Origin of the sequence: Kitasatospora sp. NPDC094028, from assembly GCF_049543595.1 — a bacterium.
Classification (GTDB): Bacteria; Actinomycetota; Actinomycetes; order Streptomycetales; family Streptomycetaceae; genus Kitasatospora.
Genome location: NZ_JBMVFA010000003.1, coordinates 544,550 through 560,117 on the forward strand (window position 1 = coordinate 544,550; position 15,568 = coordinate 560,117).

A 15,568-nucleotide genomic window follows, 5' to 3' on the forward strand; every position below is an offset into this window, starting at 1 on the left:
ACGGCGATGTGCTGCAGGGCCCTTACGTGCCCCGGCGGATCACGGAGTCTCTGGCGGGCCACCCCGCCCACGCAGGTGGCCTCGTCGCCGAACGTCCCGGACGTACGGTCGAAGGCCACATCGACTTGCCCGAGAATTTCGAGGCGCTGCGTCACTTCCCCATTGCCGAGGTCTGCTTGCGGACACACCCCGACAGCAGGGGAGCGGACGAGCCGTCCCAGGGTCCTCACGTCGGCCGCGATCACCACCTCCGGCGGCTGCCCGGCGAGAGTGCGGCCCGATGACCACCGCACAACAGCCAGTGGCCGTCCGACAGTTCGCCCGCCTCACTCCCCCTGCGCACGAGTACGCCGGTGAGCTCCTGCTGCTCGCCCTGCGCACCGGTGTACTACTGCTGGCCAATGGCGCGCCGGCCGCCGACGTCGTGGCGACGACGACCGCGATGGCGGCGGGCCTGGGACTCCACGGCTGCACCGCGGACGTCACCGCCAGCGCCCTCTCACTGTCCTACCGCAGCGGGCCGCAAGCGGTACCCATGACCGAGATCCGGGTCGTGCGCACCGCCACCCTGGACTACTCACGCATCGACGCCGTCCACCGTCTCGTCGAGCAGGTCGGGCGGCGTCGCCTGGACGTCCGCACGGCACGGTCCCGCCTGGCGCAGATCGAGGCCGCCCGACCGGCCCACCCCGCCTGGCAGGTCACCCTGTCCTGGGCGGGCCTGGGCGGTTTCTTCACCGTGATGCTGGGCGGCGGGCCGACGGTGTTCGCCGCCGCCGCCGCGGTGGCCGCCTTCATCGACCGCGCCAACCACCACCTGTCGCAGCGCGGCGTGCCCGGCTTCCACCAGGTGGTCCTGGGGGGAGTGGTCGCCACCGCCACCGCGACGGGGCTTTTCCTCACCGGCACGACCACCCAGGCACCGCTCGTCGTCGCGGGCGGAATCGCGATGCTGCTGCCGGGCCTGGCCTTCGTCAGCGGAGTACAGGACGCCATAGCGGGGTACCTGGTCACCGCCGCGGCGCGCGCCCTGGAAGTGGCGATGACCGTCGCCGCGATCGTCGCCGGAGTGGGAGTGGCCCTCTATGCTGCGGCGCACTCCGGGCTACGGGCCCCGCAGGTCCAACCGGAGGGCTTCGCCCTGCACGGCTGGGCCGCACTCCCCCTGGAGATCCTGGCCGCGACGATGGTCTGCGCCTGCCTGGCCTTCTGCCTCCAGGGGACTCGGTGGAACCTGCTCACGGCCGGCCTGGCCGGCGCGATGGCCTGGACCGTCCACCTCGTGCTCTGGCAGGAATTCCGCCTCCCGCCGCCACTGGCCGCAGCGGTCGCGGCCACTCTCGTCGGCCTCGCCACCCAGACCCTCGCGCGCCGCACCAACAGCACTGCACTACTGCTCACGATCGCTGGCATCGCACCGCTCGCTCCCGGCTACACCATCTACCAAGGCATGCTCCACCTCAGCCACGGCCAGCTCGCCCCTGGGCTCCTGACCATCGGCCAAGCCGCGGCCATCGGCCTGGCCACCGCAGGCGGCCTCACACTCGGACACACCGCCGCCGACCAAGTCGCCCCCGGAACGGCCCACCGGAGGGCAGTCCGGCGGCTCCCGAAACCGGCCTCCATTTCAGTCACCCACAGTGACGACAACCGGAACCCGTAGACGGCTCCTGCCCCGCACCCCAGAGGCGAAGTTCCGTAACCTACCCCAAAGGACCGCCTGGTCGAGTACATCGAGCGCTTCATCGCCGATCTGGCGAACCGCGGCGCGCAGATCGCGAACCTGCTCGACCGGCTGAACGTCGCCGATGTGGGGCGGCTGCTACCGGCCGCCGCGCAGCGTGAAGCCGGTGACGCCCTACCGGATGACGCACCGGGGGCGGACCCGGACGGTCAGCAGGCGCAGCAGGCCCGCGCAGCAGCGACGAGCGCCGCGCTGACCGCCTGGGAGAACCGCTGGCGGGGCCTCACCGACTGGTTCCTCAGCGATATCGCCTCTCTGTTCGCTATTGGTTGGTGACCAGGGCGAGTCCGACGTCATAGATGGGGGCTCGGTGGCGGTGGGCGGCCGGGTGGGCGCCCGGCGCCGGGGCGGGAGGGTCTCGCAACACGAGCTGGGCAGAGCAGGCGCGTGCGGATGTTGCGGACCCGCGTCTGACTCGGGCGGGGCTGAGGCGTTCCGCGGCGGCCTGAGTCACCGCCGCACCCGGACCGCGATGCTCGGCGCTCACCGCGTACGTCGGCCTGCGGTGCGCTGCGGGCACGCGCGAACCGCCTACCGGGACGTCAACTGACGCTGCTCGAACATCAGCTGCTCACCAGCCTCGGCCGGGACGGCCGCCAGTCCAGGCAGCGTCTCGCCGAGCAGACCGGCACCAGCGCGGCCACTGCCCGCCGCCGCACCGAACACCTCCTCGCCAGCGGCGAGGTTGCGCTGCGCTGCGACGTCGCAGCCCCGCTCTTCGAACGACCGGTCACCGTCTCACTCTGGGCCCAGGTCCCCGCACCGGAGCTGGGCGCGGTCGCCCGCTTCCTGGCCACCGCCCCCAGCGTCCGCTTCGTGGCCACCACGGTCGGCAAGCAGAACCTCCTGGCCACTCTCTGGCTCCGGACCGCCGAAGACCGGCACCGCCTGGAGGGCGGACTCGGAACCAGATGCTGTGCGGCGACTTCCGGCCAGAGCAACTTGCGGCACTCCTGCTGCGGGTCAAGGCCTGTCGGCGGCGGCTGAATTCGGGTCCTGGATCACTTTCCGTGCCAGAGTGAAAATTCAGCCGCTGCCAAAATCCTCAACTCGCTACGCGAGTTCGAGAACCACTACAACCCACCACCCACACCGCGGCGCTGCTGGGAGAAAGACCCACGCCGATCGACGCCCCAGGCCGAATCGTACGAGTAAGCATGCCGACACGACCGGCTCGGCGGAAATCATCCACGAGAACAGACATGCAGCTTGAACCGCATGGATGGATACACCTTTCGGCACCCACAACGCCCAGTCTTCGGCTTCGGAAATCAATTCAGAACCTGGGTGGCCCACCCCTGAATTGCCGCTGGGCTTCCTCCCACCCGCCCCAACCGAAGCCGAGAATGACAGAACCACAATGGCCTGCACTTGACAAGATCAAGTGCAGGCCATTGTGAGAAGTTGTGAGAGGTTATCATCGACGCTGACGCACTGTCAGAGAAAAACATCCTCTGACCTGCGACTTTACGTCGGGACGACAGGATTTGAACCTGCGACCCCTTGACCCCCAGTCAGGAAGGGTTTCCCTTTTCCTGCCTGGAATGCGCTCGCAAACACGTCGTGCGTGTGCAGATGAGCACGTTTCGCGCACCTCGTGCGACAGCGCGCAGGACGTGTGGTCCCCAGCTGGTCCCCAGGCCGGGGGCCTGACGGAGGGTCCGAGTGGCGTTCATGCCTCCAGAGTAGCGCCACCGCGACCGCGGATCCAGCGATTCCCTCGGATCGCCCAGAAAGTCACTAGGGGAGAGTCTGTGATCGCCGAGCAATATCAATCCGACCCGGCCGAAGGCCAACCATTAGATGGCCGCCACAAATCCCGTCCTCACTCATTCCCTGGCGGCTCGACGAAATGCTCGGAGCTCGCCTTGACGCATTCCGAGGGCCGATCCGAGGCCAGACGCTACTGCACCGCGTGCGCTCCGGGTTGTACGAGCCCAACAACCCGCGGCGCAGGCAGACCGCCTACTCCCAGTCCGCTGCCGCCCCTACGTCCGGCAAACTCGCGAAGGCCGATGCCACACCATCAAGCTGGCCTACCCACCGACGGCCCGCCGAGATCACTCGCCTGCGCGTCTCCCCGACCAGTCGATCTCGCCGTGCGCACGCCCCACCCCACACGCTCTGCCGCCACACCCACCACCCCGGCACCCCTGGGGTTAGGCCGTCGCCGCCCTTGACCCCGCCAGGCGTCGGGCGGGGTCTCGGAGCAGATGCGTTCTCAGAGGGCGGCGGCGAGGCGGGTGCCCTGATCGATGGCGCGCTTGGCGTCGAGTTCGGCTGCCTCGTCGGCGCCACCGATCAGATGTGGGGTGGTTCCGCGTGCGATCAGGTCGTCGTGGAGGCGGCGGTCGGGTTCCTGGCCGGTGCAGAGGATGACGTTGTCGACGGCGAGCAGGTGCTCGGCGCCGTCGACCTGGTAGTGCAGGCCGTGGTCGTCGATGCGGTTGTAGCTCGCGCCGGCGACCATCGCGACGCCGCGGTGGCGGAGTTCGAGGCGGTGGATCCAGCCCGTGGTCTTGCCGAGGCCCGCGCCGACCTTGGTGGTCTTGCGCTGGAGGAGTGTCACCGTGCGGGGAGAGTGCGGGCGGTGTGGGGTGGTGAGTCCGCCGGGTCCGTTGTGGTGGGGGTCGATTCCCCAGCCGGCGAGGAAGGCGTCGGTGTTGTGACCGGTGTCGTCGCCGGGGTCGGTGAGGTAGGCGGCGACGTCGAAGCCGATGCCGCCGGCGCCGAGGATGGCGACGCGCGGGCCGACGGGCGCCTTGTCGCGGAGGACATCGAGGTAGCCGAGGACTTTAGGGTGGTCACTGCCGGGCAGGTCGATGGTGCGGGGGCGCACGCCGGTGGCGATGACGACCTCGTCGTAGCCGGCCGTGGCGAGGTGGTCGGCTGTGGCGGGCGAGCCGAGTCGGACGTCCACGCCGCTCGCTTCGAGTTCGTGGCGGAAGTAGCGCAGGGTCTCGTCGAACTCCTGCTTGCCCGGGACCTGGCGGGCGATATTGAGCTGGCCGCCGATCCGGTCGGATGCCTCGAAGAGGGTGACGGTGTGGCCGCGCTGGGCCGCGGTGACGGCGGCGGCGAGACCGGCGGGCCCGGCCCCGGCGACGGCGACGGTCTTCCTGCGCCGGGTGGGGGCGAGGACGAGTTCGGTCTCGTGGCAGGCACGGGGGTTGACCAGGCAGGAGGTGATCTTGAGGGAGAACGTGTGGTCGAGGCATGCCTGGTTGCAGCCGATGCACGTGTTGATCGCCTGCGGCCGGCCAGCGGCGGCCTTGGCGACGAAGGCGGGGTCGGCGAGGAACGGGCGGGCCAGGGAGACCATGTCGGCGTAGCCGTCGGCGAGGAGCTCCTCGGCCTTGTCGGGGGTGTTGATGCGGTTGCTGGTCACCAGTGGGACGGAGACGCTGCCCATCAGCTTCTTGGTCACCCAGGCGAAGGCGCCGCGGGGTACCGAGGTGGCGATGGTGGGGATGCGGGCCTCGTGCCAGCCGATCCCGGTGTTGATGATCGTCGCGCCGGCCGTCTCGACCGCCTTGGCGAGGGCGACGACCTCCTCGAAGGTCGAGCCGTCGGGGACGAGGTCGAGCATCGAGAGGCGGTAGATGATGATGAAGTCCTCGCCGACGGCCTCGCGGACCCGGGTGACGATCTCGACGGGCAGGCGCATCCGGTTCTCGTACGTGCCGCCCCAGCGGTCGGTGCGCCGGTTGGTGTGGCGGGCGATGAACTCGTTGATCAGGTAGCCCTCGGAGCCCATGATCTCGACGCCGTCGTAGCCGGCTTCCTTGGCCAGGGCCGCGCAGCGGGCGTAGTCCGCGATGGTGTCTTCGATCTCGTCGTCGGTGAGTTCGCGGGGTACGTGGGGGCTGATGGGGGCCTGCAAGGGGCTGGGGGCGACGAGGTCGGGGTGGTAGGCGTAGCGGCCGAAGTGCAGGATCTGCATGGCGATCTTGCCGCCTTCGGCGTGGACGGCGTCGGTGACGACGCGGTGGGGCGCGGCCTCTTGCTCGGTGGTGAGCATGGCGCCGCCGGGGTAGGGCCGGCCGGCCTCGTTGGGGGCGATGCCGCCGGTGACGATCAGGCCGACGCCGCCGCGGGCTCGTTCGGCGTAGAACGCGGCCATCCGTTCGAAGCCGTTGGGTGCTTCCTCCAGGCCGACGTGCATCGATCCCATGAGGACGCGGTTGCGCAGCGTGGTGAAGCCGAGGTCGAGCGGCTGGAGGAGGTGCGGGTAGGCGGGGTTCATCGTGGGTTCCTGTAGTCGGCGGGGCTGGGATGTGCCGGGGTCGTATGGGTGCGGGTGACGGGTACTCAGGGCGCCGTGACCGGGACCAGGTTCGGGCGTTTGGCGGTGCGGCCGTCGCCGGAGGAGCGGCCGGTGAGGCGGCGCGCCGCCCAGGGGCCGAGGAAGCGGCCGGCCCAGGCGAGTTCCCCGGCGGCCCGCCGCCAGGGGGCGACGGGTGGTGGCGGGGGCAGCGGCTCGTGCCAGGCGGGGCCGGTGCCCGGCAGTCCGAGCGCCTCGGCGGCGGCCTGTGCGATCCGGGCGTGCCCGGCCGGGGCGAGGTGGAGGCGGTCGGGGCTCCACAGCCGAAGGTCGGTGCAGACCTCGTGCGCGAAGGTGTCGACGACGAGCACGCCGTGCCGTCCGGCGGCGGCGCGGATGCGGCGGTTGAGCTCGAGCAGCCGGGGCCGCAGGGGGCGGGCGAGCGGCACGGACCGGGTGAGGTCGGGGAAGGTGAACGTCAGCACCTGCGCGCCGGTCTCGGTCAGGGCGGCGAACATCGCCTCCAGGTCGCCCGCCACGGCGGCGGGGTCGCACCCGGGCCGCAGCAGGTCGTTCATCCCGGCCATGACGGTGGCGAGGTCGGGGCGGAGCGCGACGGCCGCCGCGAGCTGCCCGGCGCGGATCTCGCCGGCGCGCTTTCCTCGGACCGCGAGGTTGGCGTACGCGAGGCCGGGGCCGGCGGCCGCGAGGGTCTCGGCGAGCCGGTCGGCCCAGCCGCGCAGCCCGGTCGAGTCGTCGCCGTCGCCCAGTCCCTCGCTCTGGGAGTCTCCGACGGCGACGTAGCGCAGGTAGGTCACCTGACGGGCAGTCCGGTGAGGGCGCGGCCGATGACCAGGCGCTGGATCTCGCTGGTTCCCTCGAAGATGGTGAAGATCTTGCTGTCGCGGTGCATGCGCTCGACCGGGTAGTCGCGGGTGTAGCCGTTGCCGCCGAGGATCTGGATGGCCTCCTCGGTGACCTTGACGGCGGTCTCGGAGGCGAAGAGCTTGGCCATCGAGCCTTCGGCGCTGTCGAACGGCAGTCCTTGGCGGGCCATCCAGGCGGCCCGCCACACCAGCAGCCGGCTGGCGTCGATGCGGGTCTTCATGTCGGCGAGCTTGAACGCGATGGCCTGGAAGTCGCCGATCTTGCGGCCGAACTGCTCGCGCTCGCGGGCGTAGTCCAGGGCGTACTCGTAGGCGGCGCGGGCGACGCCGAGCGCTTGGGCGCCGACCAGCGGGCGGGTCGCTTCGAAGGTGCGCATCGCTGCCTGCCCGGCGGCCCGGCGGCCCTCGCGGACCCGGGCGATCCGCTCGTCGAAGCGTTCCTTTCCGCCGACCAGCAGCCGGCCGGGCACGCGGACGTCGTCGAGGACGACCTCGGCGGTGTGGGAGGCGCGGATGCCGTGCTTGCGGAACTTCTGGCCTTGGGAGAAGCCGGGGGCGCCGGGCGGGATGATGAACGACGCCTGGCCGCGAGAGCCGAGTTCGGGGTGGACGCTGGCCACCACGATGTGGACGTTGGCGATGCCGCCGTTGGTGATCCAGGTCTTGGTGCCGTTGAGCACCCACTCGTCGGCCCCCTCGTCGTAGCGTGCCCGGCACTGGATCGATCCGACGTCGGAGCCGGCGCCCGGCTCGGAGGCGCAGAACGCCCCGAGCTTGACGTCGTCGGGGGTGCCGAACATCTGCGGCACCCACTCCAGGATCTGCTCCTGGGTGCCGGTGGCGGACAGCGAGGCGACCGCGAGCCCGGTGCCGAGCACGGCCAGGCCGATCCCGGCGTCGCCCCAGAAGATCTCCTCGAACGCCACCGCCATGCCCAGGCCGGTCGCCTCCAGGGACTGGGCGAGGAAGAAGTCCGGTGAGTAGAGGCCGATCTTCGCGGCTTCCTGGATCACCGGCCAGGGGGTCTCCTCGCGCTCGTCCCACTCCTCGGCCGCCGGCCTGACGATGTCGCGGGCGAAGCCCCGGCACCAGTCACGCACGTCGCGAACCTCGTCGCTCGGCTCCATCGAGAAGCCCTCCACGCGCTCCGCCATGCCATCCTCCTCGCATCAGTGACTAGCAAACTTGTTGAGTATTGTTGGCTCGCCATCGGCTACTAGTCAACAAGTTGATTAGTATGTTTCACGAGCGAAGGCGCATGCCACTCTCGTCCCCTCGTCGTCTTGGAGTCCCCCGTGTCCCCAGCCCATCCGCTCTCGGTGCTACGCAGCCGGCCCCTGTGGGTCGGCACCGGCGTCATCCTCGGTGCCGTTGCGGTGCTGTTCTCGCTCTTCTATCTGGGGGCGAACATCAACCCGTCCGGGTCGCTGCGCGGCCTGCCGGTCGGCCTGGTCAACGCCGACCGCGGTGCCACCACCGACGGCCGGCAGGTCAACCTCGGCGAGCAGGCCGTCTCGGCGATCACCACGCAGGCGGCGGGCCACAAGGAGGTGTCCTGGCAAGTGCTGGACCTCCAGGAGGCCCAGAAGCGGCTCGCGTCCGGTCGGCTCTACGGGGCGCTGGTGGTCCCCGACGGTTTCACCGCATCCGTCGGAGCACTCGGCGCACCCTCGGCGGCGCCGAGCGCCGGGCGGCCGACGCTGACGGTCCTGACGAACGCGTCAGCGGGCAGCATGGGCTCCAGCATGGCGAGCCGCATCACTCAGCAGGCCGCGCACACCGTCTCGGTGACGGTCGGCTCGCAGCTGGCGCAGCGCGCGCAGGCAGCGGGCGCGCAGCCGGGCACGGCCGAGCGGCTGTTGTGGGCGGACCCGGTGGCGGTGCAGGTGCAGGACGGCCACGCGTTGAAGTCGCACAGCGGGATGGGGCTGAGCGCTTTCTACTTCGCGCTGGTGCTGGTGGTGTGCGGGATGCTGGGCGCGAACGTGGTCAACAGCCAGGTCGACGTCGCGCTCGGCTACGCGCACAGCGACGTCGGCCCGTGGCGGCGGCGCCTTCCGCTGCTGCGCTCGTCCCGGGTGCAGACGCTGGCGGTCGGCAGTGTGCTGATCGTCGGGCTGTCGGTGGTGATGGCCACGCTGGTGCTGGCCACCGCGGTCGGCGTGCTCGGGATGGACGCCTCGCACCTGTCGCTGCTGTGGCTGTACTCGGTGGGCACCGTGGCAACCATGGGACTGGGCGCGCTCGCGCTGCTCGCCGTGTTCGGCACGCCCGGGATGCTGCTGGTGACGATGGTGTTCATCGCGATGGCCGTGCCGACCGCCGGCGGGTCGACTCCGCTCGAAGCGCTGCCCGGTTTCTACCGGTTCCTGGCCGGGTTCGAGCCGCTGCGGCAGATCACCGGCGGCATGCGCGCGATCCTCTACTACGACGCGCAGGCGGGCGCCGGATTGGCCCGCGGCTGGGCGATGATGGGGCTCGGCCTGGTCGGGGCGCTGGCCTTCGGGTTCGGCGCGACCCGTTTCTACGACCGGCGGGGCCTGCACCGCGAGCAGCAGTCGGCCGTCCCGGCTGTGTGAGGCGTGCGGGCCCGCCCGGCGTGTTCGGGCGGGCCCGCGTCGTTCACCGGTAGAGGGCGTCGATGGTGTCGGCGTAGCGGGCTTCCACGACGTTGCGCTTGATCTTGAGCGTGGGGGTGAGGGTGCCGTCCTCGACGGTGAACTCGTGGTCGAGGACGGCGAGCGCGCGGGCCTGGGTCGGCGGGGCGAAGCGCGCATTGACACTGTCGAGTTCGGCCTGGACGAGGGCGCGGAGCTCCGGGTGGCGGGCGAGCTCGGCCGGGGTGCCGGGGACGCCGTGGGCGGTGGCCCAGGCGGTGACGGCGTCCGGGTCGAGGGTGACCAGGACGGCGGCGTGCGGGCGGCGGTCGCCGATCAGGACGGCCTGGGAGACGTACGGGCTCTGGCGCAGGAGGTTCTCCAGTGCGGCCGGGGCGATGTTCTTGCCGGTTGCGGTGATGATGAGGTCCTTCTTGCGGCCGGAGATGGTCAGGTAGCCGTCGGCGTCGATCTCGCCGAGGTCGCCGGTGTGCAGCCAGCCGTCGACGACCGTGTCGGCGGTGGCGCCGGGGTCGTGGAGGTAGCCGGCGAAGACGCCGGCGCCGCGGGTGAGGATCTCGCCGTCCTCGGCGATCTTGATCTCGACTCCGGGCAGCGGGCGCCCGACGGTGCCGGCGCGGCGGTCGTGGGAGCGGTTGGCCGTCATCAGTGCGCTGGTCTCGGTCATCCCGTACGTGTCCAGTACGGGGATGCCGCAGGCGTCGAAGAAGTCGACGATCTCCCGGGCGATGGGCGCGGCGCCGGTGGCCGCGAGCCGCACCCGGCCGCCGACGGCCTGGGCGACGATCTCGGGCGGCAGGTCCCTGGCCACGGCGTACGCCTTCTCGAACAGCCGCGGCACCGAGGGCAGCACCGTCGGGCGGGCCTCGGCGAGTTCGCCGATCACGCCGCGGATGTCGCCGCTGGAGTAGACCAGCGCGGCGCCGTGGGCGATGGCGACGTACTGGACGACGCGGGACATGATGTGGGCCAGCGGCAGGTACAGGAACACCTCCTCGCCTTCGCCCAGCCCGTCGAGGACGGCGGCCGTGGCTGTGCAGGCCGCCCGCCAGTTGGCGTGGGTGAGCATGCAGCCCTTGGGGCGGCCGGTGGTGCCGGAGGTGTAGATGACGGTGGACGTCGACTCCGGGCGCAGTTGTTCGGCGAGCCCGTCGAGTACTGCCCGCTCGTGGTCGGTGACCGGCACGCGCAGTGAGGACAGCGGCAGCCGGTTCGGGGCCGGATCGCTCTCGAAGACGACGAGCGTGTCGAGGGCGGTCGCGTGCGCGGCGACCTCGGCCCGGGCCGGGGTGTCGCACAGGACGACGCGCGCCTGGGCGTGGTCGAGGACGTAGGCGCATTCCTCGGGCGATCCGGTCGGGTACACGGGGATGCTGACGGCTCCGACGCGGGCGATGGCCAGATCGCACAGCGTCCACTCCGGGCGGGTCTCGGACAACAGGCCGACGTGGTCGCCGGGACGGACCCCGAGCCGGATCAGTCCGAGCGCCAACTCATCGACAACCTTGGAGAGTTCGGCGTAGATAAGGGTCCGCCAGGCATTGTCGCGCTTGAAGCGCAGGGCGGTGCGGTCGCCGAAGCCCCGAGCGGCGAGTTCGGGCAGACGAGCGAGCGTGGGCATGTCGATCACGAACACGGTGGTGCGTCTCCTTGGGGTGGACCGGAGAGCCGGCCGCCGAGCCGCGGGGCCCGGTGGCCGGCCGTGGACGACGCGGCGACCCGGACGCCACCGGGCCGGGTCGCCGGACTTCGATCACCGGGTTCGGACGTCGATCCCGGCATCGGGGCCGTTCACTGCCCGGCCGCCGCCTCGGCCGCGATCCGCTCGAACTGGGCGCCCATCGCCGCGGCCAGCGCCTGCGCGGCGGACAGCGGGCGCACCATCACCGTGAAGTCTTCGATCAGTCCGTCCTCGTCGAAGTGCAGGAAGTCGCAGCCCTGGATCTGCTTCCCGTCGACGGTCGCGGTGAACACGAGCGCGTGGTCGCGCCCGCCCGGGTCGGCGATCTCGCGGACGTAGGTGAAGTCCTCGAAGACGCGCATCACGCCGCGCAGGATCGCCGCGGTGATCGCCTTGCCCGGGTACGGCTTGAAGGCGACCGGGCTGGTGAAGACCACGCCCTCGGCCAGCAGGGCGGCAATGGCCTCGTGGTCGCGGTCCTCGACGGCCTTGCGGAAGGGGTGCATGGGACGCTCCAACTAGCTATTAACGAAGTTGACTAGGTGCGTCGGCGAGTATGCGCCGGACATGGCGGGATGTCCAGAGCTCGCACACGACTGCCCGGATCAGGCCCGACCCGACTGCGACTAATCACTTTGTTGACTAGACAATCGGCTGCTACGTTGGCCGCATGGCTCTGCGGAACGCACTGATGGCCGCCCTCCTGGAGGGCGAATCCTCCGGATACGACCTGGCGAAGAGCTTCGACGCCTCGGTCGCCAACTTCTGGATGGCCACCCCCCAGCAGCTCTACCGCGAACTGGAGCGCATGGAGGCCGACGGGCTGATCGCCGCCCGCGTCGTCCAGCAGGAGAAGCGCCCCAACAAGCGCCTGTTCTCCCTCACCGACGCCGGCCTCACCGCCGTCCACGCCTACACCACCGAACTCCCCGGCAAGCCCAGCACCATCCGCGACGAACTCCTCGTCAAGGTCCAGAGCGTCGACGCCGGCGACGCCGCTACCGTCCGCGCCGCCATCGCCGAACGGATGGAGTGGGCCCGCGCCAAACTCGCCCGCTACGAACGCCTCCAGGCCAAACTGCTCGACGGCCGCACCGAGGAGCAGCATCTCGCCGAGGCCGAGCACATCGGCCCCTACCTCACCCTCCTGCGCGGCATGGCCTTCGAACAGGAGAACCTCAACTGGGGCGAGATCGCCCTGCGCGCCCTCGACCTGCGAGCGGCCATCAAGGGCTGAACCGTCCGGGATACGCGGACGTCCACGGCACTTGACCCAGAAACGGCATGCCACCGGCGCCCTTCCGCGCATTCACCCCCAGCCGCAGACACGGTCCGGTCTCAGACCGGGGGCAGAGGACGGAACCCACGCTTGCCGGAAGCCGAGGAATCACCGCTCCCAGGACCGTGGAGCAGCCTCGGTGGCCGCATCGACGACCGGCACGTTCAGCGGCGCACACGACGGCCGGCCGCTTCGGGATGGATGGCGCATCACGTCCAGGCCGATCCCGCTCGACATGGCGGCGCACCGTGGACAACCGACCCCGTCACCGAACCCGAGGAAACGGCTGATTCGCATCGGCGGCGGATTCGGCCGCGTACGGGTGTACGGGACAACCGGCATCGAAGGGGGCGAACCAGTCGTCGATACCCATGGGGGCGATGCCGAGGACGGCGGCTGCAGGGTCCTGATCGATGCCGTCCATCGTGCGACCGTAGAGCAGCTCGTGATCCAGGTCCTCGTACACGTTCTCGCGGAAGCACGCGAGCGCTTCCCGGACGCCGTCGTCGAGGAGGCCGTAGAGGTCGAGCGTCGCCTCGGTCTCCTCCAGGAGGAGCCGCAGCAGCAGCTCCTCGGCCACGCAACTGAGTTGCGCGAACCCGGGTCGGCACAGGCGGCCCGTCATGTCGACGGGGCGGTCACCAGCAGCTTACGAGCGAACAAGGGCGTGTACAGGTGCGCGAACTGCTCGGGAAGCCCTTCCAGTTGGAAGAACACACCGTCGCACTGCGCGACGCTGGGGCCGTCTCCGAGCGCGTCGACATCCTGGAAGAGCTCGTCCAGCAGGATGTCGACCGAGTAGAGGACCGCGCCGGCGGCAAGTTCGGCGCCCTCGCGTCCGACGGTGAACCCCTCGTCGAACTCCTCCTCGTCATCGACGTCCTGCGCGGTCAAGTGGCCGAAGGCGGCAAGACCCACACCGGCGAGCCGCGAAGCAAGCGCGCGCAGGGCAGCCCGCTTCTCCGCCGGGTCCGTACTGTCGGCTCCCCGCCCGGACTCCGCCGACGGGTGGAGCCTGCGGTGCGCAGCAGCTCGAGCCATCGGGTCGGCACCGGGCGCACCTGGGCCTTCGGCCGCCTCCAGGCTCTCCCTCGCCGAGTCGAGGTGCAGCTCGACCTTGCACTTGTCGACCGACCAGTCGGCGAGCGGCTCGCACCGCTCGAAGATCTCGCCGATCAGCGCTTCGACCGCGGCCTCGGCGTCCTCCAGGGAGGGCGCGTCGACGAAGACCTTCAGCAGCGCACCCTCGGGGTGGACGCCGAGGAAGGTGTCGGTGATCTCGACGACCTCGCCGTCTTCGCCCTCGATGGCATCGACCGCGTCGAACGCCTCACGCAGAAGATGAATGACGCCCGCGCGCTGCAGCTCGTCGAGTTCGGGAGTGCCCTCGGGCCGGCTCGTGTCCACGGTGACCGCGTAGTTCATGACACCAGCCTGCACCACACCACCGACACCACGGAGGCGAACTCCGCGACGCAGAGCGCACTTGGCGGGCAAGTAAAGGGATCCGCCAGGTCAGGAGCACCAAACGGGGCATGGTGGTCGGATTGTGGTCGTCGCGAACTCCCGACCATCTCCCCGCCGGATCACAATGGTGCTGCACGACTCATGCACCGCTAAAGGTGATCACCATGCGCGCCCACGCCAGCGTGGGACGCGTCTACCGCCGCTGCGGCTGCCGCGACGAACAGCGCCACCAGCTCGGTACCCACTGCCCCCGCCTCGCCACCGACCCCACCCACGGCACCTGGACCTTCGCCCTCGACCTGCCCTCCGCCGAACCCGGCCGCCACAACCACACCGTGCGCCGCGGCGGCTTCCCCACCCAGGACGAAGCCCGTACCGCCCTGCACGGCTACCTCACCGCTCGCGCCCTCGGTATCAGCGCCGACCCCAACCAGACCGTCGCCGACTACCTGCTCCAATGGCTCCAGGCGAAGAAGCTCCAGCTCAAGCCCACCACCTGGGTCCGCTACCGCGACTACGTCCACAACGACCTGATCCCCGCCCTCGGGACCATCCGGCTCGACGACCTCGCGTACGAGCACATCCGCCACTTCGCCCTCGCCCAGCTCGCCGCCGGCCGAGGCCGCCCCACCGTCTGGCACGTCCTCGCCACCCTGAGCAGCGCGCTCGGCGACGGTGTCACCACCCACCGCCTCACGGTCAACGTCGGCCGCCCCACGATCATCCCCCGGCCCACCGCCGATGAGCGCACCACCTGGACCCCCGCCGAAGCCATCCGCTTCCTGCGCCACTGCCGCACCGTCGACCCGGACTTCGCCGACCTCATCGAAGTCCTGATCGGCACTGGCCTACGCAAGGGCGAAGCCCTCGGCCTCCACTGGGACGACATCCACCTCGACACCCACACCCTCTACGTCCACTGGACCCTGTCCGCGATCGACAACAACAAGCTCGTCCTCACCACGCCCAAGACCCGCAAGAGCCGCGACTGGGTCGCCCTCTCACCCCGCGTCCACAAGGTCCTCGCCCGCCGCAAGGCCCAGCTCCGCTCAGTTGCGGGAGCCCGCCCGCCAGGCGGCGGCTTCGTCTTCCACCGTGACGACGGGCGCCCCCTCCACCCCGAGTACGTCCTCAACCACTTCCACTACCTCGCCCGCCAAGCCGGCGTCCCCCGCACCAATGTCCACGACCTGCGCCACCTCGCCGCCACCCTCGCCCTCACCAACGGCGTCGAGCTCACCATCGTGTCCAAGACCCTGCGCCACTCCACGATCTCCACCACGGCCAACATCTACGGGCACCTCACCAAGCCAGCCGCCCTCGAAGCCGTCAACGCCATCGCCGAACAACTCGACCACGCAGAAAAGCGCCACGACCACGGCACGACCACCGTCACACCTTCACGCCAACGCCCGCCCCACACCGGCCATTACGGCAAAGCAGCGTGAACGAACGTCAGAGGAAAGGTGTCGCCGATGCCCGCACCGACGACCACCCAACGACCACCAACGAAAAGAGCGTGTCAGATAGTTCGTGTAAGTCCGTGATCTGGGAGGCTGGCCGGGGCCCGGCTGAGGGCTCTGGCCGGCCGGAACGGACAGGACATGGGCGAGAAGGAAGGACCGGTC

At 70.4% G+C, this 15,568-nt stretch carries 13 protein-coding genes and 1 pseudogene; 6 read left to right on the forward strand and 8 right to left on the reverse strand.

The features are described 5' to 3' along the window. Nucleotides 1-280: 280 nt before the first annotated feature. Both ACPC54_RS07980 and ACPC54_RS07985 read left to right on the forward strand, forming a co-directional pair. Complete coding sequence (locus tag ACPC54_RS07980; RefSeq protein ID WP_498962399.1) at nt 281-1,663, forward strand: threonine/serine exporter family protein; 1,383 nt, start codon at nt 281-283, stop codon at nt 1,661-1,663. 57 nt (nt 1,664-1,720) lie between these two features. Beyond that, a complete protein-coding gene (locus tag ACPC54_RS07985) occupies nt 1,721-2,020 on the forward strand; it encodes a DUF2397 family protein (protein WP_498962457.1) in 300 nt (99 codons plus the stop codon). Here ACPC54_RS07985 and ACPC54_RS07990 read toward each other — a convergent pair. Beyond that, nucleotides 2,007-2,183, reverse strand: a pseudogene (locus ACPC54_RS07990) (NF041680 family putative transposase); the annotation flags it as partial. The gene ACPC54_RS07985 and the pseudogene ACPC54_RS07990 overlap by 14 nt on opposite strands. A 128-nt stretch (nt 2,184-2,311) precedes the next feature. On the opposite strand from ACPC54_RS07990, the gene ACPC54_RS07995 reads away from it, so the two are divergent. After that, nucleotides 2,312-2,731 carry an Lrp/AsnC family transcriptional regulator gene (locus ACPC54_RS07995; protein ID WP_498962459.1) on the forward strand — a complete coding sequence of 140 codons (420 nt, stop codon included), beginning with the start codon at nt 2,312-2,314 and terminating at the stop codon, nt 2,729-2,731. A 1,234-nt stretch (nt 2,732-3,965) separates the two neighbouring features. Here ACPC54_RS07995 and ACPC54_RS08000 read toward each other — a convergent pair. The 3 genes from ACPC54_RS08000 to ACPC54_RS08010 all read right to left on the reverse strand — a co-directional run bounded on the left by ACPC54_RS08000 (nt 3,966) and on the right by ACPC54_RS08010 (nt 8,022). Then, nucleotides 3,966-5,990, reverse strand: a complete 2,025-nt coding sequence (locus ACPC54_RS08000) for an oxidoreductase (protein WP_498962401.1) — start codon at nt 5,988-5,990, stop codon at nt 3,966-3,968. A 65-nt stretch (nt 5,991-6,055) separates the two neighbouring features. Beyond that, entirely contained in the window at nt 6,056-6,826 is a 771-nt protein-coding gene (locus ACPC54_RS08005; protein WP_498962403.1) for an SGNH/GDSL hydrolase family protein, read from the reverse strand. Then, on the reverse strand, nt 6,823-8,022 hold the full coding sequence (locus ACPC54_RS08010) for an acyl-CoA dehydrogenase family protein (RefSeq protein ID WP_498962461.1): 1,200 nt from the start codon (nt 8,020-8,022) through the stop codon (nt 6,823-6,825). Before ACPC54_RS08010 ends, ACPC54_RS08005 begins: the two co-directional genes overlap by 4 nt. Before the next feature lie 168 nt (nt 8,023-8,190). Here ACPC54_RS08010 and ACPC54_RS08015 point away from each other — a divergent pair, with 168 nt between their 5' ends. Beyond that, nucleotides 8,191-9,474: a YhgE/Pip domain-containing protein gene (locus tag ACPC54_RS08015; protein WP_498962405.1), complete on the forward strand. Its 1,284-nt coding sequence runs from the start codon at nt 8,191-8,193 to the stop codon at nt 9,472-9,474. A 43-nt stretch (nt 9,475-9,517) separates the two neighbouring features. On the opposite strand, the gene ACPC54_RS08020 is transcribed toward ACPC54_RS08015, so the two are convergent. Together ACPC54_RS08020 and ACPC54_RS08025 are read right to left on the reverse strand one after the other, a co-directional pair. Beyond that, nucleotides 9,518-11,149, reverse strand: a complete 1,632-nt coding sequence (locus ACPC54_RS08020; protein WP_498962407.1) for an AMP-dependent synthetase/ligase — start codon at nt 11,147-11,149, stop codon at nt 9,518-9,520. 155 nt (nt 11,150-11,304) lie between these two features. Continuing rightward, nucleotides 11,305-11,700 (reverse strand): nuclear transport factor 2 family protein, encoded by a 396-nt coding sequence (locus ACPC54_RS08025; RefSeq protein ID WP_498962409.1) that lies wholly within the window; start codon nt 11,698-11,700, stop codon nt 11,305-11,307. A gap of 164 nt (nt 11,701-11,864) precedes the next feature. On the opposite strand from ACPC54_RS08025, the gene ACPC54_RS08030 reads away from it, so the two are divergent. Beyond that, a complete protein-coding gene (locus ACPC54_RS08030) occupies nt 11,865-12,431 on the forward strand; it encodes a PadR family transcriptional regulator (RefSeq protein WP_498962411.1) in 567 nt (188 codons plus the stop codon). Nucleotides 12,432-12,738: 307 nt separating this feature from the next. Here ACPC54_RS08030 and ACPC54_RS08035 read toward each other — a convergent pair whose 3' ends face one another. Further along, nucleotides 12,739-13,053 carry a hypothetical protein gene (locus tag ACPC54_RS08035; protein ID WP_498962413.1) on the reverse strand — a complete coding sequence of 105 codons (315 nt, stop codon included), beginning with the start codon at nt 13,051-13,053 and terminating at the stop codon, nt 12,739-12,741. Between the two features lie 41 nt (nt 13,054-13,094). Next, nucleotides 13,095-13,898 carry an RNA-binding protein gene (locus tag ACPC54_RS08040; RefSeq protein ID WP_498962415.1) on the reverse strand — a complete coding sequence of 268 codons (804 nt, stop codon included), beginning with the start codon at nt 13,896-13,898 and terminating at the stop codon, nt 13,095-13,097. Nucleotides 13,899-14,104: 206 nt separating this feature from the next. Here ACPC54_RS08040 and ACPC54_RS08045 point away from each other — a divergent pair, with 206 nt between their 5' ends. Beyond that, nucleotides 14,105-15,388, forward strand: coding sequence for a tyrosine-type recombinase/integrase (locus ACPC54_RS08045; protein WP_498962417.1), 1,284 nt, complete (start codon nt 14,105-14,107; stop codon nt 15,386-15,388). Nucleotides 15,389-15,568 lie beyond the last annotated feature (180 nt).